20 protein-coding genes and 1 other RNA gene are annotated in these 22,928 nt (G+C 38.1%); 15 read left to right on the top strand and 6 right to left on the bottom strand.

Going from position 1 to position 22,928, the window contains the following annotated elements:
• Window positions 1-379 precede the first annotated feature (379 nt).
• Window positions 380-982 carry a hypothetical protein gene (locus CDH51_RS07160; protein ID WP_100628025.1) on the bottom strand — a complete coding sequence of 201 codons (603 nt, stop codon included), beginning with the start codon at window positions 980-982 and terminating at the stop codon, window positions 380-382.
• 695 nt (window positions 983-1,677) lie between these two features.
• Between CDH51_RS07160 and CDH51_RS07155 the strand changes: the two genes are divergently transcribed.
• Window positions 1,678-2,886 carry a tyrosine-type recombinase/integrase gene (locus tag CDH51_RS07155; RefSeq protein ID WP_157807062.1) on the top strand — a complete coding sequence of 403 codons (1,209 nt, stop codon included), beginning with the start codon at window positions 1,678-1,680 and terminating at the stop codon, window positions 2,884-2,886.
• 275 nt (window positions 2,887-3,161) lie between these two features.
• Here the strand turns inward: CDH51_RS07155 and CDH51_RS07150 are convergent, their stop codons facing one another.
• Together CDH51_RS07150 and CDH51_RS07145 are read right to left on the bottom strand one after the other, a co-directional pair.
• Complete coding sequence (locus CDH51_RS07150) at window positions 3,162-3,560, bottom strand: hypothetical protein (RefSeq protein ID WP_100628023.1); 399 nt, start codon at window positions 3,558-3,560, stop codon at window positions 3,162-3,164.
• A 61-nt stretch (window positions 3,561-3,621) separates the two neighbouring features.
• Window positions 3,622-4,260, bottom strand: coding sequence for a hypothetical protein (locus CDH51_RS07145; RefSeq protein WP_100628022.1), 639 nt, complete (start codon window positions 4,258-4,260; stop codon window positions 3,622-3,624).
• Between the two features lie 104 nt (window positions 4,261-4,364).
• On the opposite strand from CDH51_RS07145, the gene CDH51_RS07140 reads away from it, so the two are divergent.
• The 12 genes from CDH51_RS07140 to CDH51_RS07085 all read left to right on the top strand — a co-directional run bounded on the left by CDH51_RS07140 (window position 4,365) and on the right by CDH51_RS07085 (window position 17,687).
• Window positions 4,365-4,625, top strand: coding sequence for a helix-turn-helix domain-containing protein (locus CDH51_RS07140; protein ID WP_087939364.1), 261 nt, complete (start codon window positions 4,365-4,367; stop codon window positions 4,623-4,625).
• Window positions 4,600-4,944 (top strand): hypothetical protein, encoded by a 345-nt coding sequence (locus CDH51_RS07135; protein ID WP_087939363.1) that lies wholly within the window; start codon window positions 4,600-4,602, stop codon window positions 4,942-4,944. The genes CDH51_RS07140 and CDH51_RS07135 overlap by 26 nt, the downstream gene beginning before the upstream one ends.
• 76 nt (window positions 4,945-5,020) lie before the next feature.
• Window positions 5,021-5,995 (top strand): hypothetical protein, encoded by a 975-nt coding sequence (locus CDH51_RS07130; RefSeq protein ID WP_100628021.1) that lies wholly within the window; start codon window positions 5,021-5,023, stop codon window positions 5,993-5,995.
• Between the two features lie 295 nt (window positions 5,996-6,290).
• The gene (locus CDH51_RS07125) at window positions 6,291-8,234 is read left to right on the top strand and encodes a DNA methyltransferase (RefSeq protein ID WP_198514283.1); all 1,944 of its coding nucleotides are present in this window, start codon (window positions 6,291-6,293) and stop codon (window positions 8,232-8,234) included.
• Window positions 8,231-10,852: a DEAD/DEAH box helicase gene (locus tag CDH51_RS07120; RefSeq protein WP_100628020.1), complete on the top strand. Its 2,622-nt coding sequence runs from the start codon at window positions 8,231-8,233 to the stop codon at window positions 10,850-10,852. Before CDH51_RS07125 ends, CDH51_RS07120 begins: the two co-directional genes overlap by 4 nt.
• Before the next feature lie 9 nt (window positions 10,853-10,861).
• A complete protein-coding gene (gene tcmP / locus CDH51_RS07115; RefSeq protein ID WP_100628019.1) occupies window positions 10,862-11,704 on the top strand; it encodes a three-Cys-motif partner protein TcmP in 843 nt (280 codons plus the stop codon).
• A 1-nt stretch (window position 11,705) separates the two neighbouring features.
• Window positions 11,706-12,416, top strand: coding sequence for a DUF5131 family protein (locus CDH51_RS07110; RefSeq protein WP_100628018.1), 711 nt, complete (start codon window positions 11,706-11,708; stop codon window positions 12,414-12,416).
• Window positions 12,417-12,467: 51 nt separating this feature from the next.
• The gene (locus CDH51_RS07105) at window positions 12,468-14,555 is read left to right on the top strand and encodes a hypothetical protein (protein WP_100628017.1); all 2,088 of its coding nucleotides are present in this window, start codon (window positions 12,468-12,470) and stop codon (window positions 14,553-14,555) included.
• Window positions 14,556-14,822: 267 nt separating this feature from the next.
• Complete coding sequence (locus tag CDH51_RS07100; RefSeq protein ID WP_100628016.1) at window positions 14,823-15,719, top strand: AAA family ATPase; 897 nt, start codon at window positions 14,823-14,825, stop codon at window positions 15,717-15,719.
• Entirely contained in the window at window positions 15,679-16,650 is a 972-nt protein-coding gene (locus tag CDH51_RS07095; protein WP_232724773.1) for a DUF3871 family protein, read from the top strand. The genes CDH51_RS07100 and CDH51_RS07095 overlap by 41 nt, the downstream gene beginning before the upstream one ends.
• Before the next feature lie 54 nt (window positions 16,651-16,704).
• Window positions 16,705-17,151, top strand: a complete 447-nt coding sequence (locus CDH51_RS07090) for a JAB domain-containing protein (RefSeq protein WP_100628015.1) — start codon at window positions 16,705-16,707, stop codon at window positions 17,149-17,151.
• A 26-nt stretch (window positions 17,152-17,177) separates the two neighbouring features.
• Window positions 17,178-17,687, top strand: a complete 510-nt coding sequence (locus tag CDH51_RS07085; RefSeq protein ID WP_087939351.1) for a hypothetical protein — start codon at window positions 17,178-17,180, stop codon at window positions 17,685-17,687.
• 98 nt (window positions 17,688-17,785) lie between these two features.
• Here CDH51_RS07085 and ssrA read toward each other — a convergent pair.
• Window positions 17,786-18,188: a transfer-messenger RNA gene (gene ssrA / locus CDH51_RS07080) on the bottom strand.
• Window positions 18,189-18,512: 324 nt separating this feature from the next.
• Between ssrA and CDH51_RS07075 the strand changes: the two genes are divergently transcribed.
• A complete protein-coding gene (locus tag CDH51_RS07075; RefSeq protein WP_100628014.1) occupies window positions 18,513-19,658 on the top strand; it encodes a DNA polymerase III subunit gamma/tau in 1,146 nt (381 codons plus the stop codon).
• Between the two features lie 224 nt (window positions 19,659-19,882).
• The gene (locus CDH51_RS07065; RefSeq protein ID WP_100628012.1) at window positions 19,883-20,233 is read left to right on the top strand and encodes a hypothetical protein; all 351 of its coding nucleotides are present in this window, start codon (window positions 19,883-19,885) and stop codon (window positions 20,231-20,233) included.
• Here CDH51_RS07065 and CDH51_RS07060 read toward each other — a convergent pair.
• Window positions 20,230-21,222 carry a DUF3078 domain-containing protein gene (locus CDH51_RS07060; RefSeq protein ID WP_100628011.1) on the bottom strand — a complete coding sequence of 331 codons (993 nt, stop codon included), beginning with the start codon at window positions 21,220-21,222 and terminating at the stop codon, window positions 20,230-20,232. The genes CDH51_RS07065 and CDH51_RS07060 overlap by 4 nt on opposite strands.
• A gap of 20 nt (window positions 21,223-21,242) precedes the next feature.
• Window positions 21,243-22,823, bottom strand: coding sequence for a LysM peptidoglycan-binding domain-containing protein (locus CDH51_RS07055; protein ID WP_100628010.1), 1,581 nt, complete (start codon window positions 22,821-22,823; stop codon window positions 21,243-21,245).
• Window positions 22,824-22,928 lie beyond the last annotated feature (105 nt).

The following is a 22,928-nucleotide window of genomic DNA, read 5'->3' as shown; positions in this document are numbered from 1 at the left end:
ATAATTCGCTAAAATAAATACAATTTTCTTTAAAAAGTTAAATTTTAATAAAAAAATGAAATTGCTTCAACAGGTGCTAAATAGAACGGAATCAGCCGGTTGAGAAAAACTTTTAGAATTGTAGAATCTTCATTTCTAAAAAATAAAAAGCTATAAAAAGAAAACCCTGTAAGTCCATTTCTTACAGGGTTAATTTTGTCCAGTTGTGGAGCTGAAGGGCTTCCGATATTTTTCAAAAAAAATCCCCGTATATGATAATTATACAGGGACTTATTTATTTGGTGAATAACAGTAAAGTTTTTCTTTAAATTTTATAGGGCTAGAAGGTTAAGACTTTAACATAGGTCAGACCAATGGTCTTCAAAATCAAAGAATTTAATTAGAGTGATCCCGCTACTGCATAGCTGGCAACTATAATGCCTAGCCAAATTCCTGAAGCAATGCCATAAGCTTTCCAAACTTTCTTCTTCTTGGTTTTGGTTGCCTGATCTGTGTAGCCCTTACGGTAGTTAGGATCTCTCATCAGTTCTAAATTGGGAGCGTTTAAATTTCCCTCATCTGGTTCAGATGATGTGATTATTGCGGCTGGAATAAGACCAATAACAGGCCCAAATAAAATAGATGTTGCAGCTACACCTCCTCTACCAGAATTGTTCCCATTGTAATACATAAGGGCATCTTGCTTTCCCTTTTCTATTAGCTCATATAATTCATCAGACTCGGTTGAGTAGGTTCTTTTTTGATCAAAAATATCTCTTGTTCCGTTTTCATATGTTACCATCAATACCTCTGATATCAAAATTGTAAAAGTCGGGCCTGACTGATTGTCAAACCTTTTATATTTTATTTCTTCAGGAGTAACTTCTAAGACTTTTGCCTCTATATCTGTTCCGTCTTTCTTCGTTATTACGTCTTGGGCGTAATTACTAAACGAAAAAAGCATTCCTAGAATCACTAGGATAAATTTCATTTTTGTTTTCATAGCTTTGTAATTAAAATTTTAATCCTAAAAGTAATTTGTTCTATCGTACAAATCAATACCATAAAGTGGGTAATTTTCCATTTTTCTTATCGTTTTTATTCATTGATTTTTAGATAAGTATAGTATTGTCTAAAAAGTGAGATGTAGATTTAAAAAAAAGGATAGTCTAACAACGTATATTGCCAAAAAGGTAGGCTTATTTTTAAAACAAACAATCTGTTAAGGTGAAGTATGGCTAAGTTTTTTTAATCCACTTCAAATCCTCAGATTCTTGTAATTAGATTACCTAAGGTGAAAAAATCGCAAATTGTTACTGTTTTGTTACTAAAACAAAGATAGACCCATTGCAAATAATTGATTTACAATGGGTTTTGTGTTTGAACTGGTGGAGCTGGCGAGATTCGAACTCGCGTCCAGATAAGGAAACACCGTACCGTCTACATGCTTAGTCACCGATTGGTTTTTCGACTAGACTATGCTGGGTGACACACCTGAGTCTAGCTTAGCGACTGAGTCTTAAGCTTGCTTAATCGCATCGCAAGCAGCAGTCTGACCTGATCGACACCTTAGTTTAGGCATAATTTCTAGAGCTTAGTACAAGTTGATTCTACCAGTTTCCATTTCGATTAAGTATATAAAATGATGAGTTGATCCAGGGGATTTCAGAGAGTTCTGCCACTGAATTGCCACTGAAAATGTACCGAACAAAATATGTCCTGAAAAACCCAAGTAAGAAAACTGGAATGGGTAAGATTACCATAGAAATCTACTTTTCCAGAGATAGCAAAAGGGAGCGAATGTACCTTCCCACAGGGGAGGAAATCCATGAGAAATTCTGGAAAAATGGTATAATCTCTAAATCATATCCCCAAAAAGAGCAGCTTCTGAGAAGACTAGAAGATAAGCATCAAGAAGTAAAGCAACAGCTCTATCAATGGGAGAAGGAGATTGGATATCTTACAGTAGACCTAATAAAGACCAAATTAGAAGAGAAGCCTGTTCAGGAAAGGGATATTCTCACGCTGTTTGAAGAATTCATGGAAGTAAAGAAGTTGACAGCCAAGCACAAAATGGTCATTAAGCTTACTACCATTAAAAATCATCTAAAGATCTTTCTAGGCAGAAAGAAAATGTACCTAGTGGAATACAATCAGACCTTTATCAATAAACTGACGCATTATTGGGAACAGAAGGTAGGGTTACAGCCAAATACTATCCACAAGAATTTCAGGTTTATCCTATTGTTTATGAATTACCTCAGAAAAGAGGGCCTTCTAGAAAATGAATTCTACAAGGAATTCCAATATCCTAGAATGGTTGAAACCAATACAATAGTACTAAGCAAGGATGAAGTGGTAAAGCTGATTCAGTATGTCCCAAAGACTAATTCAGAATCCAAAGTGAGGGATTTATTCCTTGTATTGATCTTTACAGGTCTCAGGTTTGGAGATGCAGTCAGGGTAAGAAAAAGCTGGGTGAGAGGAGAGTTTCTATATATCAATACCCAAAAGACTGGAGAGAAAGTATCTATTCCTATTCATCCTCATTTAAAAGCAGTATTGGCTAAATATGAGTATGATCTAACCCCACTGAAAATTTCCAATCAGAAGTTTAATGACTATGTCAAGGGGCTTTGCAGAGAAGCTGGAATTACAGATCAAATTGAAATAGTCCGGTATGAAAAGGGTGTGAAGAAGTACCTGACCTTTCCCAAACACCAGCTGATTGCAAGTCATACAGGAAGGAGAACCTTTATTACCAATGCCATATTAGCTGGGATTCCCTTACCTGTGATTCAGAAAATTACTGGGCATCGAAAGCTAACTACCCTTCAGAAGTATGTGGAGATAGCGGATGAGAATAAGAGGACTGAGCTGGAAAAGCTTAGCAATTTCTTTAAATAATGAGAGGTGGTAATACACCTCTTTTTTATAAAAAGCCAATCAAGATCTCCAACGAAATACAATGCCTATATGAAGCGCCTTTGAGAGGATGCTAATTTCAAGCCATATAGAAAGAACAGCCTTTATCTCAAACTCCATTTTAACGGGAATCCCTTTGATTGTGACTCAGTAGGTTACTAGAGATAGAAAATTAACCACTACCCGAAATTATATTCAACTTAGGAAATGAGAAGACAAATTGGATACTGAAAGTTTAATTGTTATGTCAATCCAAATTAAAAGGGTAGATCATTTTCGTCATCAATATTAGGGTCAACTTGTAATTTCCCTAAAGGGTGGTATGAATCTAGGTTCCTTATTCCCTTCCTTAAGTTTTGTAATGTTCGGATATAGTCGATATGCCTATAAACATCAATTTTAGTCCCATCAGGCTTAGTAAGAGTACCTAATCCAAAATGGGGAATATGCAATTCTTTTATTTCTTCAGGATCATCAAGGAAAAAATCTCTATTCTCCTTCGTGTTCAATAAAATGAATTCCTTAAATTCAGTATGATCAAAGTGGTAGCCAGTGTTTTTGTAAACGTATTTTACAGGTGAAAGAGCTACTCTCAAAGAACTTGATCCTAAGGTAAGATCCTCAATTTCTTCAATTTTAATTAGTCTAAAATCCATAAAGCTTGTGAAATTATAAATGAGAATTTATGAAAGAGTTGGCAATATCATCCTTAATTAATCATTGAAGCGTATTAAATGTCTGTAGAAGTCTTTGAGGGGCTAATTGTTCAACCCAGGGATTCGTGAAATTAGTGGGATATACCCCAAGACCTTGATCAGTTATTTTGAAAGATGAAAGTGGCTTTTCATCAAATTCAGTTGAAGTAAGTTTTAAATATGGATCAAACATCCCAAGAGCCTTTGTTCGACCTGAAACTTCAAAGCATTGAATGCTTCCATCAAATGCCACGACTAATTCATAAGTCAAGCCATTTGCTTTATATGAGTTCACATCCTTTTGATCAAAAGCTAAAAACATGGTTTCAAGAGAAAAGGCCCCTATCAAAAGATCGATTTCTCTTTTGAAAGAATGATCATTGAATCCACCTAAGTCAATATTTTTCACAGATGATAAATACTCATTTGGAAATATTATATCTGATTTTTCAACGAGTGCCAAAGTCTTTGAAAAATACCCATAGTCAGTTGAAAGAATTATTTCAATGTTCCTAGTTCCATTTGGGTTCAATACATTGCGTAGAGGTAACTCTGACTTCAAAGGGATCATTTCTTTTTTTGAAGTTTTATTCTTCCAAATGATTTCAAGATTTTCTGGGCTTAAAGCCTCAATAATTAGATTTTGAGTCTGGTTTTCCATTAAGACTTTTTTAAATAAAATACCGTGCTTAAATTTTTTGTTACTCTAAAGTAGTAACTTAAAAGTGGTAACGCAAGAGTTCGTAATGAATTTGCTTTATCTTTATGAAGAATAAGGATGAGCAATTCGAGGAATTCAAAAAGGATCAGCTCCAAAAACTAGCTGCTAGAATCAAGCAGCTTCGAATTCAAAAAGGATATACCTCCTATGAATATTTTGCCTACGACCATAATATTCCAAGGGCACAATATGGAAGGTATGAAAAAGGGGAAGATCTGAAATTCAGTAGTTTGCTTAAAATATTGAAAGGGTTAGATATTAGTATAAAAGAGTTTTTTGATGAAGGATTTACTGAACAAACCTGAAATAGAGGACGAAGAGCTCGAAGCCAGATGGATTATGGCAGAGGAGTGGAATCAGTTTGAAGTACCCCAAGAAATTGATGAGCGTATCACTGAGTTGATCTATTGGAATGAGGAGAAGGAGCATAAGGTACTATTGAAGCTTATGGATGAATTTGAGGCTCAGGAATGCTATATCAGAAAATGTATCTGGTTTAGCACCAGTAATTATCACTACCGCAAACAAGAGGAAGCTCGAGGAGCCTTCTACCAAAGTGCTTACTGCAAAGAAAGCTGTATTCCAAGGAGGTTTCGAAATAGTGTAAGTTCAGACTTAGACTGAGCTTAATTTGGGTTTGAAGAAAATAGTTTGCCTTTAAATTCTTATTTTGTATCCTATGATCAAACTTAGTTTATCGATGAAAATCAACTTTTTAAGTATTTCCCTACTTGTTTTGATAGTCAATATATCCCATGCTCAACAAGAAGGGGACTACAGCGAAGATTTTAATAAGGATGGAATTCCAGATAGGATGGAGATTTGGTATGATGGAGGAAGTGGCTTCGGAGGATACTATGGCCAAGTTAAAAATGGGGCTACTGGAAAAATCTATGAGCTTGACACCTGGGGTTGTATTTGTGATATAAAACTTGTGGTACCATTTCCACCAGAAGCGAGATTGTCAGAGCATAAACCATTTTATGATGCATTAGCTGAGAAGTTATTTCCTGATATTCAAGCAGAGCCAGACCCTACATTGGACTGGATCATTCAAGCTAATCTCCAAGCCATTGTTCCAGGTAATGATGATTTATTTGATTTGGTCTTACCTATTAAGCCATCTTGGAATAATGGACCAATAGCTAAAACTTCAAAATACCAGTTGAAAATAGATGATCGAATGATCAAGTCAGCTTATCATCCAATTCAAGAGCCACCTGCATGGATTGATGAATCCAAAGAAGGCTATCTAGAGTATTATGGAAACAACCATGATTTCCATCAGGAACAAATCAAAGTGGAGGAGAGTGATCTGATTCTGTGGAGAGGAAAGCATAGCCTGATTTTAAAAAATGGATCTGATGAAGCTGTTTTGTTTGTTACTGACCATCCCCTGACCAGTGGACCTGAGAGATTAAGAGATCCATCCATATCCAGTGTAGTTTCAAATGGTGAATTTGCTTTTTTTACTGTTAGTGAAACTCCAGAACCAGCTTTCAGAATTTTTGTAGCAGACTTAAATACAGGAAGGGTAGCAAGAATAAAGGCCTCTTTGTTTGGATATGGAGGGAAGGTTTCTAATGAAGAAAACAAGCTCTACAACCAGGAAGGGCAGATTGTTGTGGAGGATGTTTCAAATGTCCTTACCAATTTAGCAGAGAGAAATTTTTGATTTTAGACTCAAATGATTGATAAAAGTTCTTAGGGAATAAAAACTATAGATGATTTAATCAATTAAATTCTTATTTTTAAAACTCAATGTTTTAGAGCTATGCTTCAAGACCTCATTAAAGACCTTCAATCTAGCCTAAAATCCTACAGTCAGGGTTTAGTCAATAAGAATTTATTGGTAAATACCCATTGTGTAATTGTACTTGAAGGATCAGAACCTTTGAAGGTTCGCTTTCAAGAGGGAATTATTTAATCATAATTAAATTAAATACTTAGATATATAGGAGAATAATTAAATGAACCTGACCGAAAAGGATAAAGAAATAATCAAAAAGTGTTTGGACGAAGGAAAACCTATTCCTTCAATTTACAAACAAAAGCTGTTTAACACGGAGGACACCGAGTTTGTAGAAGCTACCAAAGATTACAAGCTGGTTTATAAAGGAAAGGCACGGAAAGAAGATATCATTGCCAATACACCAGCCGCCCCACTTCAAAAAATAAGAAGCTTCAACAGTGATAATCAATTTAAAGATGACTGGAGCAACATGCTCATTTTTGGTGATAACTTGCTCGCACTAAAAGCCATTTACGAAGATCAACAAGGGCCAAACCTTTACAAGACCAAAAACAAAATAAAGCTCGTCTACATAGACCCCCCTTTTGCTACCAAACAGGATTTCATGAAAGACCGGGAGAAGGCTTACCGGGATAAAATCATTGGTGCGCAGTTTATTGAGTTCTTGAGAAAGAGGTTGATCTTGTTGAGAGAGATTTTAGCTGATGATGGATCAATATTCGTCCATTTAGATTGGAAAAAAGGTCATTACATAAAAGCAATTCTAGACGAGATATTTGGAGAACATAACTTCAAGAATGAAATAATTTGGAATTATTATGGTCCGGGCTCACCGCACATGAAACAGTACAACAGAAAGCATGACAACATTTATTGGTACTCAAAGTCCAATGAATGGATTTTCAATGCAGATATGGTACGAACGGCACATGATGAGAAGACTAAGGGAAATTTTAAAGAAGGCCTTCGTGGTTCAGGTTTTATTGATGGAGAATATGAAATTCCTGACGGAAAAGTGCCTGAGGATCATTGGTTAATGGCTATCGCTGGTAGATATCCTAAGGATGGGATTAAACGCGTAGGGTACCCTACCGAAAAGCCATTGCCTCTCTTAGAAAGGATTATTCTGGGATCATCTAATGAGGGGGACATTGTCTTGGATGCATTTGGTGGCAGTGGTATAACAGCATGTGCAAGTGAATATCTTAACAGGAAATGGATTGCATTGGATTGTGGTAAAATGTCAATTTACACCATACAAAGCAGACTATGTAAAATGAAAGGAATTATGTTTAATGAGTTTCTTTCAGGTAGACCAAGAGAAGTTAAAGGGAACGAGTTTACCTTATATCATTCTGGGATTTATGATAATCAACTCATACTGCAAATGGAATGGGAGCACTACCGTCCTTTTGTGGCTCAGTTGTTTGGAGTTAGAATAAGTGAACACAAAGTACATAGCCTGAAAGTTGATGGATACATAGGAGTCAATTCCGCTTATATCTGGGACTACCCAAACCAAAAGAATCTATTGCTGGATGAGGAATATGTGAAAACATTACATGAAGCTTTGGGAGGCAGAGCTGGCGACAAATTCTATGTTATTGCTCCTATTTCATCCTTAAGCTTTATGCAGGATGAGATCAAACATGGAAATACAACCTATGTATTTCTGAAAGTGCCGCTTTCTGTTCTTATGGCGCTGATTAATAAAGGAGAGCCCGGTGCGCTGAAACAACCGGCCAGTGAGACAGATGTGAATGAAGTGATGGACGCCATAGGTTTTGACTTCATTTCTCAACCACTGGTAAAGGTAAACTACAAACGAGCTACACCTGACAATAAAGATCTGTTTAATGCCTCAGATAAAGACTTCATTATTGAGATAACAGAATTCAAGTCAAATACCCTTGCCTACGACCCTGAAGACTTTGAGAATTTTGAAACCTTCTCCATGGTCATGGTAGATACCAATTACAACGGAGAGTATTTTCATTTGAATGAAGTTTATTGGGCTGATAAGATATTCGATACTGAGGCAGAGAAAGCCATTGTTCGCATTCCTGAAAAAGCATTTACGGGAGAAAAAATGATGATCATTTTCATGGATAAATATGGCAATGAATTGAAAGTAATACGCACTAAAAAAGACTTTGCATGAGCCTTCAATATAAACAAGATGATTTTGTTCTGAAGATCAGTGATTATACTGACCAGACTAATGCCATTGTGGGTAAGTATGAAGCATACCTTGATGCCATCACCACAGAAAATTTTGAGCATGTAAGAGAAGCTATTCGCAGAGCATTGCGATTTCTGGTAACTGACAAATACCGAAATACTCAGGAATTAGCAGAAGAAAATTGGCACAACAATTCAAAACTGCAATTAAAATATAATGCACTTGAGCAATACCTACTCAATATTCAAATTAAGGATAAAAAGGCTGCAAGCATTGACTTGGCCACCGGAACAGGCAAAAGCTGGGTCATTTACGGAGTAGCTCAATTGGCATTAGCAGAAGGTTTGGTGGATAAGGTATTAGTTCTCTGCCCTTCGCTTACTATTGAAGAAGAACTCAAAAAGAAGTTTGAGCAACTGGCCGGAAGCCAAACCAATCAACAAATTCTGAAAGAATTAGGAGGAGTTCATCCTGCACCAAGCATTAAGAATGCAAACGTTCCCATTTTGAGCGGAGATATTTGCGTAGAAAATATTCATGCGGTTTACCAACGCACAGGTTCATCCATTCAGGACAGCTTTTTAGGAAAAGGGCAAAGAACTCTTGTAATTAGTGATGAGGCCCATCATATCTACAGCCCAGATGAAGCAGCCACTAAGAAATGGTTTGACTTTATCATCAATCCAGATTATGATTTCGCTTATCACATTGGTGTAACAGGAACCCCCTACATTGGCAATGATTATTTCCATGATGTAATTTATCGCTATGGGATAAAACAGGCTATTGAAGACGGAGTAGTCAAAAAGATTGACTATAAACTGGAAGAAGCGGATCAGGATAAAGGTTGGGATGAAACCTGGCACAACCACAATGAGATTGCTAATAAGTATAGTGGAAAATTGAAGCCTCTCACCATTGTGGTTGCAGATAGGATTTACCGCACCGTTGAAATCTGGAAAGAGCTTTCAGAATACATTTCGAAAAAGGAAAAAATCAGTTTTGAGGAAGCTTCTAAAAAAGTGATTTGGGTGGCTTCCGGTATTCCTTCCAATAAACAGGAGAAAGGCATCATTGAGTCGATTATAGAGAGCCCAGAAAAAGCAAGGAAGGAAAATTTGTCCACGTTAAAAACTGTGGATGAACCTGATAATTCAGTGGAATGGATCATTTCAGTAGCCATGCTTACAGAGGGCTGGGATGTAAAGAATGTTTTTCAGATTGTGCCACATGAACAGCGAGCATTTAACTCCAAACTTCTGATTGCCCAGGTGTTGGGAAGAGGTCTAAGAATTCCTAAAGGTGTTGAACAACCAGTCTATGTTCGAATCAATAACCATGAAAAATGGTCACAGGAAATTAAAGACCTGTATGAAGAAGTACTTGAACTTGAAAACCGGATCAGCTATGGTTATTCAGAAAATCGAAAGCAATATGACTTTCCGCTTTATAACCTTGATTACGTTGCCGATCAAAAAACAGTAGGAAGTGAAAAACAGCCTTCTTCAAAGGAACCCAAGATTGAAAAGCTTAAGCCTCAAAATAAAGTAAAGCAAACCTATAGTGAGTATTCTGAATCAGGTTCCGTCAGTTTTGAAATTGAAATTCAGGATAATGAACCCATAGAATCTGCTGCTAGACAGATCAAACTTTTTCTTAAGGACAAAGATCCTGAGATTTCGAAGGAATGGCCAATAAAACGAATTCAGGAATTCTTAAGCAGCAAACTAGATAACCTAGGATACGACTCAACGTATGTAAGTCGTGAAAACCTGTCTACTTTCAAACAGGCGTTTGGCCCCATGTTTAGAGAAGCAGGCAAGCAGGTAGTCCGCCTAATTTTAAAAGCACATAATACAAGTGAGATAAAACTAAAGAACCTTCCTACTCAAACCTTTTCAGAAAGTAGTATAAAACGGAATGGATATCTTTTTTACTCCAAAGAAGGGTTGAATGCACTTAAGAAAGAAGAATATGCGATTCTGAAAGACTATCTTGAGGATAAGGACAAAATTCAAACTGGTGGATTATCAGTGGTAAAGGAGGTTGCGGAGAAATACGGAGGAAATTTGCAAGAAGTAGATTTCCTTGATCAAAATCTAATTCAGGTTGATGATGAAAATTTAAAAACCATCCACAATCTGGTTTATGTCTCATTCGATCCTGAACGTCAGTTTTTAAAAGCATTACAAGCGAATATTGACCTGATAGACTCATTCCTCAAATCTCCGGATAAGGGATTCTATTCATTCCCGTACTCATACAAACCAGCAGAAACAGGGTCAAGTCACGTAAAACGCGAAAATTTCAATCCTGACTTCTTTTTAAAATTGAAGGGCAAGAATGAAATGCTTGTCGTAGAGATAAAAGCTGATGGCGACAGCCATCCGAAGAACAGAGCAAAATACAGGGATGCTCAAGAGCATTTCAAAGTATTAAATGAAAAGCTACAAGAAAAGGGAGTGAAATGGACTTACCATTTTTATTTTCTATCCCCAGATAATTACACAGATTTCTTTCAATCAATCAGAAATGGAAAACTGTACTGGAAATCAGAGCTCATGCAGATTTTAGATAACTCAAATTCTCCTTTTTAATGAATAGCTATGGCAAATCAATTTGGAGGTGAATGGACAGAAATAAAAATTAGAGTATTCAAGAAATACTTGTACGCATACATGCAAATCATGAAAGATAAGCCCTGGAAGCTTATCTATTTTGATGGCTTTGCTGGATCAGGAGACATTCAGACCAAAAAGGAAACAGAGGAAGTTATTGAAGGTACGGCACGACATGTCCTGAGCTTTGATGAACCTAGAAAATTTGATTTCTACTACTTTGTTGAGAAGGATTTAGACAATGCACAATTACTTCAAAGAATCATAAACAAGGAATTTCCTGCTTTAACGGATAAATCAGTGGTTGCTGGCGGAGATGACTGTAATCAGAAACTACAGGATATGGCAGGGTTTCTTAAAAGTCCCAAAGGTAAAAACTTCAAGGCTATTGCCTTTATTGATCCGTACGGCATGCAAGTAAAATGGGATGCTTTAGATTCATTAAAAGGTCGGGGAGTTGATTTGTGGATTTTAGTGCCTACAGGAATTGGCATCAATAGGCTTTTAAAAAAGAAGGAAAAATCAGGGCAGGTTTGGTTTGAGACCTTGGGGAATTTCTTCGGCCTTGACCCAAAAGAAATAGAAGATAGATTCTATTATGAAGACCCTCAAATGGACTTATTTGGAGAGCGGAAATTCAAGAAAATTGAGAATGCAGTTGATGCAGCAGCAAAACTTTACCAAGAACGTTTAAAGACGATATTTAAACATGTATCTGATCCTTTACCCTTACGGAATAGCACAAATGCAGTACTTTTTCATTTCATGGCAGCCTCTAATGTACCGGTAGCGATAAAGATTGCAAACGACATTATCAAAAAGGAGAAATAAAATGGCACAATCATCAATAGAGTGGACAGAATTAACATGGAATCCCGTAACGGGCTGTTCAAAGGTTTCGGCTGGATGCAAGTTCTGCTATGCAGAAGTAATGTCGAGACGCTTACAAGCTATGGGGTTGGAAAAATATAAAGACGGCTTTAAGAAAGTAAGAACCCATCCGACAACATTGGCTGATCCCTATGAATGGAAAGGGTCAAAAATGGTATTTGTAAACTCTATGAGTGATTTGTTCCATCCTGATGTGCCAGTTGACTTTATAAAGGACGTATTCAAAGTCATGAATGATAATTTGAGTCATGTATTTCAAGTCCTTACGAAACGTCCGGAAAGAGCACTGGAATTAAATGAGGATTTAACATGGAGCAAAAATATCTGGCTGGGCACATCTGTAGAAGACGAACGAGTTATCAATAGAATTGATCTTTTAAGGTTAAATAATGCTTCGGTTAAATTCCTTTCCTGCGAACCATTAATTGGATCTCTCGCAGGAATCAATCTATCATATATTGATTGGGTTATTGTTGGTGGAGAAAGTGGAAGAAATCCAAGACCAATGAAAAAGGAATGGGTTTTAGAAATAAAAGAACAATGTGAGATTTTTGGTTCTGCGTTCTTTTTTAAGCAATGGGGTGGAACAAATAAGAAAAAAGCAGGACGAGAATTAAATGGACAGACTTTTAATGATATGCCAATCAGTTAAGGTTTAAGGCAATCGATAATACTTATTGATTTTAAGAATAAAGGTAATTAAATGGAAATTGACTTTGAAAAGGTAAGAGAATCTGTTTGGCTCCGTGAGGATCAGTATCTATTTGATTATATAGGAGAAAAGCTCAATTTTAGAAATGGCCTACCTGAAGGGATATTCAATAAGAAGTATCCTGGCATGGGGGCTACCTTCTGTGAATTCCATGCAGATAGACCTTCTATATTGGTGTTTCCATTTAGAAGATTAGCTTTTGAAAAGTTCGAAGACTACAAAAAGAAAGGACGGAATACTTTTTTTGTGGGAACAGATCCCAATAACCAATCAACTAGTAAATATCAAATCAAGGACTGGTATTCCAGAAATAAGTCTAAAAATCCTAAATTCTCAGTTGTAGCAGATAGTATTGAGAAGTTGGTGGAGGCATTACACGAGGTTGGTTGTAATCCTTTCAAAGAGTTTTTTCTGGTATTGGATGAAGTGGAATTGCTCCAAATGCAATCAGGATTTAGATCTAAACTTCCGCTATGTTTTGACTACTTCAAGAAGTTTAAGCGAAAATGCTTGGTTTCTGCGACCCTATTAGATTTTTCTGATGAAGAACTAAAGAAATTGCCTCAGTATGATCTGGAAGTTTTTACCCATAAGACTGATGAATTAGGTATACCTTATACAAGAGACAAGGAGAGGCTAGAGATTCGAACTTTTAAGAAACACCCACACTGGGGAATTGCTAACCAGTTGGTTGACTTTTTTAAAAGCAAAAATGGCCAATCTAAAGACAATAAGTTCCTAATTGGTCTCAATTCTTTAGAAGGTTTATCAGAGATGATTGAGATATTTGAAAAAGCTAAAATTGAAAATCTAGTTTCAGTCCATGTAAGTTCTAATAGCAAGGAAAGGTTCTACAAAAAGTACAACAAGTTTGAAATTAAATCAGGAATATTGCCCACTCCCATTAATCTAACTTCCTGCATAAATTTCAGTGGAATTGACATTCATGAAAATATTCATGCCGTTGCAATAACCCTGAAAGGCAAAGTACATCATGCATTCAGTTTTGAGAACTTGGTTCAATTCTTTGGTAGATCAAGGACTAAGGAACAAAAACCACCCTATACTTTTGCTTTATCGCTAGAGGGAAATATTAACTACCAATTACCGAAAGTTCCTTTAGGTAAAAGGAAAGAGGACCTAAATGGTTTAATTGATTACGTCACTACAAAAATTGAGGAGGAAAAAGATAGGGCAGATCTTATCAAGGCAATCTCAGAGACAAAATCTAGTCTGATTTATATCAATAATGAGGGAAAACCAGCAGTAAACTGGCTATTGGAGGATCTAGAAAATCATGAATTGGATAAGGTTGAGCTTTATAAGAAGAAAGGTGAAATTCTCATTTCAAAGCTAAATGAAAGGTATAAGATAGAATATTTGGATTATACTAATTCCAAGTATTCCATACTACCTGATAAAAGAACTGATGAGGAGAAAGAGGCAGAAACGCTGGATAAGTTTTTGGATAACCTAGATGCTGATTATGAAAGTAGAAATCTAGTAGACAGGTTTCTTGATGATGAATCCAAGCAATCCATAAAAGTAGCTGCCTACTGGTATTTATTTGGAAGAGCTTTTTCATTGGAAGAAGAAAATTGTTGGGGATTAGCAAGCCATTATTCGAGATTAAAAAAACCATATCAAATTTCCTCTGTAGTGGTTGATGGACTAAGGCTTTATACTAGATATCCTGCAGCATTTAGTGAATTAGTGAAAATTCTGACCCAAAAAAGAACACAAAAGAAATATCTATCCTCCTCCGAAATTCCAAAAATCTTAGAAAACAAAGCATTTATTCGACAACACTTCAGATCATTTTTTCAAGTTGGTAATCCAACTGAAAACGCTTCTATTTTGATGGAGCATTTTTTTGGACTTAAAAAGGAAGGTGGTGATAGGCCTAAATTTAAGTTTGAAGAAAAAGATTTAGAAAAACCATCCATAGTAGAAAAAATCTTGAGTCTAACAGATCATTTGAAAGATGTGTCTAAAACGCCTAAAAGTAAAGGACTAGATTTTGGGAAAATAAATCTTGAACACTTGATTGATACAGATTTTAATAATGTGCAGGTGTAGGAATCTAATCTATTAAAATTAATACATCTGTACTTTTCCAAATTTTTTTATATAAAAAATTTTGAACTTCTGATTCAGAATTTACCAAAATAACATTGGATCACTACCCCCCATAAGTCTTGAATTGGGTCATACCCCGCCATCTATTGTTTGAGTTTTTCAAATTTTTGGATTTATATATTCAAACGTGGAGGTGGCTAAATACCTGGTTTAGAGCAGTCCGAGTGGGCTGCTTTTTGTGTTTCACATAACTATATTATAACACTTATGGAAAACTTAGTATTCCGTAGGGCTGCTCGAAGGCAGGCCAAAATTAAAGTGGGATTACAAGGTCCAAGTGGATCAGGTAAGACTACCAGTGCGCTACTCCTTGCCTATGGATTGGTAGGAGATTGGTCCAAGATTGCAGTGATAGACAGTGAAAATGGTTCAGCTGATCTTTACTCACATCTTGGAGAATACAATGTACTTGGAATTACTGCTCCCTATACTCCGGAGAAGTACATGGAAGCAATCAAAATGTGTCATGCTCAGGGTATGGAAGCTATTATTCTGGACTCTATTTCTCATGAATGGGAGGGTGACGGTGGAATCTTGGATATCCATGGAAATATGGCTGGGAACAGTTTCTCCAATTGGGCAAAAATTACTCCAAGACACAATGCATTCGTTAATGCAATTCTTTATACACCTGTTCACGTGATTGCTACGATCAGGTCAAAGCAAGATTATGTGATGATGGAGAAGAATGGCAAAGCTGTACCTGAAAAGGTAGGGTTAAAAGGAGTCACCAGAGATGGGATGGACTATGAGTTCACGGTGGTATTTGACATCAATATCAGACACCATGCAAGAGCATCTAAGGATAGAACTGGTTTATTTTCCTCTCAGCATGAATTTATAATCACTCAAGAAACAGGTCTAAAGATCAAAGAGTGGTGTGAGTCAGCTGATACCAAATTACCTGAGGAAAAAATGGATCTATTGCAAGCCATCAATTCCTGTAAAAATCTACAGGAGCTGTATGAGCTGTATGAGCAATCTGGTAAGGTCACTGAGGATCAGCTTCAAACCTTTTCTATGAAAAAGCAGGAATTATTGAAACCAAAACCCTTTGAAACCAATGGAAAATACACTGGTGAGGCCTCAAAACCTCAACTCTGAAGAAGTTGGCAAGGGGAATGTATTCCTACAAGCCAATACCATCGAAATGGATCTAAATGAGATCAGGGATAAACACATCATTCCTGTATTTCTGAAAGACAATGAACCTGCTATTTCTCAAGTAGAATTTGTGGAGGCTGTGACTGAAGCTGCCAAAGATGCTTATTCTATTAGAGATCTTTCAGCACCCTCAGTTAGGGTCTCTCATGCAGTAAAAGGGAGGGTTTATGAAGCTAGACACAAAAAAGCTAGTGAATTATTTCCGAATGAAAAGACCATCTATTACGAGCGCTTAGCTTTTATGGCAACCATTCCTACGATCATGCAGGATGTCAATGGGCAGTTACTAGAGCTAACTGTTGGAGGTGTGAAGGCCTACAATCTGGACAATATGAACACTAACAAAGGAAGTTATGAGCACTTCAAAATCTTTGTGGGGTTCAAAAATACGGTCTGTACCAACCTTTGCATTTCTACAGATGGGTCAAAGTTAGATCTGAAAGTGAAGTCCTTGCAGGAGTTGTATGCAAAGTCCTATGAATTATTCACTGGCTATGATGCAGTAGATCAAATCTCCAGAATGGAGCAACTCCCAGAAATGGATTTATCTGAATCACAGTTTGCCAAGTTGATTGGAAGAGCTAGAATGTATCAGTATCTACCCAAGGAAGAGAAGCTTCATATTCCAGAGCTACTGATCAATGATACTCAAATTTCCAGAGTAGCAGAATCCTACTACAGTGATGAGAATTTCTCTAGGTATGAATCTGGTAGAATTGACCTGTGGAGGTTATACAATCTGATGACTGGTGCAGTGAAATCATCTTACATTGACAAATTTCTTGAAAGAGAAGTCAATGCTTATGATTTTACATTGCAGATACAGAATGCTTTAGAGAATAAATCTGATGGATTCTGGTACTTGAATTAATCTAAGACCTACCTCAATCGGGGTAGGTTTTTTCTTTTATATAAAAAATTGAACATGAACGAATCTATCTCAGAAATCAATATTTCATATAGACCTAATCACAAAAATAAAAGTTTAGGGTCTATCAGAAGCTCTTCAGATGCCTACAGGGTATTGAAAGAGCTATACAATCAAGACCTGATTTGTGCAAGAGAAGAATTCATCATTCTGTATCTCAATAATGGAGGCAGGATTTTGGGTTATTTTAAAGCATTTACAGGAGGTATATCAAGTGTTACCTGTGACATGAAGATAATCCTTGGTGTGGGGTTAAAAAGCCTTGCTACCAGCGTTATTTTAAGCCATAATCATCCTTCAGGCAATTTGAAACCATCTTCTAGTGATTTAAATCTTACCAAGAGAGTAGCAAAAGGATGCAAGGTGATGGACATTCATCTATTTGATCATTTGATTCTTTCAGATGAAGGGTATTTCAGCTTTGCAGATGAAGGATTAATCTAATTTTAAAAACTATAAATTCAATCAAAATGAAAAATCTATTATTCTCAATTCTTGGGCTCTTGCTTAGCCTGAGTAATTCCTACAGTCAAGCTTCATTTCAAAATCAGGACATTTCTATTCAATGGGAGTGCAATCCTAAAATGAGTCAAAGGCAAGGAAGTAACGTGTATTATACCTGTAATTACCAAAAAGCTGGGCAGGTCTATATTTTCAGTATTTCTGTAATTGACCTCTCCAAGGATCTTACTCAATTCTCTAGTACCCGTGAAACTTATATTTCTAGTTTCTTGGCAAATATTAAGGAAGGGGTTTTGAGCAGTGGAGGTAGATTAATTTCTACTGGAAAGATCCTTTCTCAAAATTCAGTTCAATATGTCAGCACAGCTAGGGTTGATTCAGAACTGACTATGAAGGAATGCACTGCTGCATTTATTTTGGGAAAGAATGCTTATCTTATAAATCTGAGTGGAAACGTGGTGAACCCAAAAGTTGAATCAGAATTCCTTAACTTAGTAAAAAGTATCAAATCAAATTAATGTTTAACCAGGTTGTACCACTGAATATCCACTGGAAAAACATCATCAAAAAATAAAGCCCTGTAAATTAAGTCTTTACAGGGCCTATTTAATCTAAAACGTGGAGCTGGCGAGATTCGAACTCGCGTCCAGATAAGGAAACACCGTACCGTCTACATGCTTAGTCACCGATTGGTTTTTCGACTAGACTATGCTGGGTGACACACCTGAGTCTAGCTTAGCGACTGAGTCTTAAGCTTGCTTAATCGCATCGCAAGCAGCAGTCTGACCTGATCGACACCTCAACTCCACCCGGATCAGACCACAGGTGGTGAGATGTGGCCGGGGAATTACTGTTTGTAACTCAACCCTTTAAGCAATCTATCCTAGTAGGTTAGATTAGGCAGCCATGGCGTAAGAAGTTTCGCCATTTATGGTTCGTATGAATCTTTCAAGGCCGTACATACTCCAGCCTGCATGCGAGCCCGATCTTTACACTTACTGTCAATACCGGTCAGCCCCATTTTGTACTTAGACAAAGGTAAGGCAAATTTGGTTCCACTCAAGGAGTGGAGGGTAAGTAAATGGTAAATGGTTAGTTGTAAGTAGTAGAAGTCTTTATTTCCATAATTACGGTTCATCGTTCTTAGTTCAGTGTTCTTTTGAGTTAGAAACCTTGCTTGAAGTCCCAGTATCGCTTCCACCGAGACGATCACTTTCCAACCTTCCAACTTTTTCACTTTTCAACTTTCAAACTTTTACACTTTTCAACCAATCTTTCAATTTTTCAATTTTCAAATTCTCCAATCCACCTTCCAATCAAAGAGATTTTTATATCTTGCAGCGATGGAAAATTTCGTTGTTTCGGCAAGAAAATATAGACCGGCAAACTTCAAAAGTGTCGTAGGGCAGCAGCACATTACTACTACGCTTCAGAATGCGATTAAAAACAATCACTTAGCTCAAGCTTTTTTATTTTGTGGTCCTCGTGGAGTAGGGAAAACTACCTGTGCCCGGATCCTTGCCAAAACCATCAACTGCGAAAATCGAGGTGAAGATCAGGAAGCTTGTGGTACATGCGAGTCCTGTCTTTCCTTCCAAAACAATGCTTCATTCAATATTTATGAGCTGGATGCGGCGTCCAACAACTCTGTAGATGATATCCGGAATCTGGTTGATCAGGTTCGTTATGCTCCTCAAAAAGGTCAATACAAAGTCTATATCATTGATGAGGTTCACATGCTTTCCAATCAAGCTTTTAATGCCTTTTTGAAGACCTTGGAAGAACCTCCAAAATATGCGATTTTCATTCTGGCAACTACAGAAAAGCATAAGATTATACCTACTATCCTTTCCCGATGTCAGATTTTTGATTTCAACCGAATTCAGATCAAGCACATTGCGGAGCATTTGCAATACATCGCCAAAGAGGAGAGCGTAGATTATGAGGATGAGGCTTTGCGGCTAATTGCGGCTAAAGCAGATGGAGCACTTCGGGATGCACTTTCGATTTTTGACTTGATTGTTACCTATTCCGCGGGGAAGAAAGTCACCTATCAAGAGACCATCGCAAATCTCCACATTTTGGACTATGACTATTATTTCAAAGTGGTAGAGGCGCTTCTCGCTGGAAATATTGCAGACACTTTGTTGATCTTTGACGAAATCCTCAAAAAGGGGTTCGATGGGCATAATTTTGTTGTTGGGCTGGCCGAGCATTTCAGAGATTTGTTGGTGGTACAAGATTCTGCGACAGTGAATCTATTGGAAGTGTCTGATGAGGTGAAAGCCAACTATATTGAGCAGTCCAAAGCGAGTAGTCAGTCATTCCTTTTGAGTGCGCTATCCATCGCCAATCAATGCGATATTCATTACAAGAGTAGTAAGAATCAGCGGCTTCATGTCGAATTGGCTTTGATGAAAATGGCTAAAATTCCTGCCGCTTTGAGCCTTGCAGCGCTTGCTGTGGAGGATTCAAAAAAAAAAGCTTAGCCCCCAAAGCTGAGGCTTCGAACGGAACTCCAAAACCTGAAGTAGCCGAAGTCCATTCCAAAAAGACTCCAGTCCAAAAGACTATCTCGGTTCCTACGAATTTTTCCCAGGCAAAAACTTTTTTAAAGAAAGAGGTAAAGCCGGAAGTAAAGGAGCCTTCCCAAGAGGAGAAGACTCCAATAGAATTAATTCCTACCACTTCTGTAGGAGTATTTACGCAGGAAATGCTAGATCAATATCTGCCTGAGGTGATTGAACTTTGGAAGTCTGAAAAGCGGAACCTGGAGTTGGCCATCCTACATCAAGTCAAGAAAGTGGAGGAGGGGACGATTTTAATAGAAGTCATGGGCCATGTTCAGGAAGAGATTGCTGAAAAAATGAAGCCTGATTTGATTGGGATCTTCCGTAAAAAAAGTGGGGCTGGAAAAATCTCCATCCAATTGGATGTCAAGGAAGAAGATGATGCTGGAGCGCCCAAGCTTTACACCGATCAGGATAAATTTAAGCATCTGCTCAAAAAGCATCCGGCCTTATTGGAGTTTTCGAAGAAGTTTGACCTAGACCCGGACTTCTAAAAGTCCAGCGATATGCCAAAGTTGACGAGATTCTGTAGCTGAACAGCTTGTTTTGCTGGGCCGTCATCTTGCTTGATAAACACCTCCTCATCATATATCAAAGTCGTCTCTATTCGGGTGGAGATGTATTTGTTTACCTTCATTCGAATGATGGAGTTGAAGTTTACAACCATATTTCCGAATCGCTCATAATTTGAGAAAAGATTTAGATCAGCACGCCAGGTCACATTTTCCATCAGTTGGAAGTCTGCGATCGAAGTAGCCAAAGACATCCCTGCCTCGGCTCGTACATTTTCACCTGGGGTCACACCAAAGGCTCCGGCATTACTCAAAGAGTCATTTAGGACGATGGTAAAACGACCTGTAAAAGGGGAGAGGATGATTGATAGTTTCCCTTTTTTCTCATAGGTTTTCCGGTAGTTGAGACCCGTGGATGACTGCACATAGCCTGGGGACAATAGATCGGATATTTTTGTGCGGGTATCCGATTCACTTCCCGAAGGGCGGGCATATTTAAATCCTTCCAAAAGTTGGGTTCGAGCTTCCAACTGCGTGGAAAGGTAGAACGTCTCCGAGAGTTCTCTACCGTAATTACTCACAAAAAGAAAGTTGTCATTGGTTTTTCGCGTAGGGAAAACCCGGTCATTCTGCCTACTAAAACCCAGATTGACGGTAAGCTGAGTGTCCCATACCTTTTTGTCTTTTTTGTAATTGGCAAAAAGGGAAACTCCGGTATTCAGCGCGAAGGAGGAAGCTCCACCCGCAGCCCAATTGCTTAGGGTTACTTGTACAATGTTGAGGTTATAATTTCCACCCGTCTTCCAGAAAATCTCCTTTTTTGGTTCTTCTACAATCAAGGAATCCCCAATCATGAGCAGGGTATCCCCGGCTATCAAAACCGTATCCGGGATAATCTGCTGGTCTTGGGCAAGAAGCTTTCCCCCAAGCCCAATGAAAATAAGGCTTAAAAGTAGAAGAAATCGGTTCATGGGATTAAAACAGACGCGTTTCAGGGCTTGAAGATAGTTAATTTCTGCCCCACGCTAATGATATTTTGACTTCCGATTCGATTCCAGGATTTGAGTTGATCTACAGTCACTCCATATTTTTTGGAAATCGCGTACAATGTTTCTCCCGGAGAAACAGTATGAGTCAAACTAGCTGGGTCCGTAGCCTTCTGGTTGGAAGAGGCTGAGGTGACCGGGTTTGACTTCGGCTGAGTGACAGGCTGCTCGTTTTTGGCAATGACTGTTTTTGAAGGGTTGGAAATTTGTACCACTGGGATATCCTCGCCACGCTTTCGGTGTTCTTGGAGGTTCAATACCATGCCAGCTTTCAAATCCTGATCTCTTCGGATACGGTTTTTAGCTTTCAAGGACGAAAGTTTGATTCCATACTTTTGTGAGATGCTCCAGAGGGTTTCTCCCGGTTGAACGATGTGCGTAGCTACCTCAGCTTTCGCCTTTTTCTTTTCGGTGTAATAATATTCACCTGCTTCTACTCGCTCTCCTGGCTCCAGGTCATTCCATCGACGGAATCGCTTCTCTTTGATACCGATCTTTTCAGCAAAAGTATCCTGTGTGGTGGTAGATGCCGCCTGAACGCCATCTAGATTGTTCACAGTGATTTGGTCTGGTTGGGATGCTTTGGTAGTGTTGCCTGCAATGCGGGGATAGGAGTTAGCTGTGCTGTACTTGGTGCTTGATTTGCCCGCATTACTACTTTTTGCTGGATTTTTAGGCTCGATGCCCGTTTCAAACTCTACTTGATCATCAGTCACAAAAACCAAGTAGTAGGGGCCACCGGCGGGAATTTTTCCGTTGGAAGTCCATTTATTCATTTCCTTCAAATGCTCCTCACTGACCTTGTACTTTTTAGCCAAGGCATCCAAACTTGTAGGGCCATTTACCTTCACCTCTGCAAGTCGAAGCGAATTGGTATTACTTGTGAGTTGAAAAACCTGCTCCCCAAAGGCGACTTTATGCGCCAGGAATTTCTTGAAATACCAGTGTGAATTTCGATCCACATCGACTATGCGTTTACCCCGATAGCGATCACCGAAATAAGCTTTGGCACCTCCTGCACCCATTTGATAGGCGATCAGGGATACCATCCAATTGTCAAAAGTGCGATTGTGTCCTCTTAAGTACAAAGCTGCTCCGCGAGAGGAGTTGACGATATTTTTCCTTTCATCTACCTGCCTATCTACCCGAATAGATACTTCCTCAGCCGTCCCTTGTTTGAATTGCCAAAATCCAACTGCATTGGATGTAGAGACAGCATCTGCAATCAATCCACTTTCCTGAATGACCAAATATTTGAGATCTTCAGGTACTCCTGCAGCCCTAAATTCCCGTTCGATTATGGGACGATATAAATTGAATCGGTCCATTTTTACCTGAAAGTGCTTGGGACTGCGATGAAGTGCATCCACATCGAGTTGAATTTCCCTTCTTGCTTGAGGATTGATCCGAAGAATAAGATCGGCAAATTCCATCTCAGCAGGAACCTGCGGGATTTGAGCGAAAAGACTCGAAAAAAGGCTAATAAATAGGATTTTGGTAAAAATGATGCGAGAAATCAGCTTCATGGGGACAGTAAAGATTTTTCTTTCTGACCTTCTGCAAAAATGATTCCTAAAATTTCTTTAACCCGGACTATGCATTAGAATCTGTAGTGAGAGATCAAACCGCAA

This window comes from Algoriphagus formosus (assembly GCF_002807035.1).
Taxonomy (GTDB): domain Bacteria; phylum Bacteroidota; class Bacteroidia; order Cytophagales; family Cyclobacteriaceae; genus Algoriphagus; species Algoriphagus formosus.
Note: the sequence above shows the minus strand (reverse complement) of the source record. Positions and strands in the feature narration are given on the sequence as shown.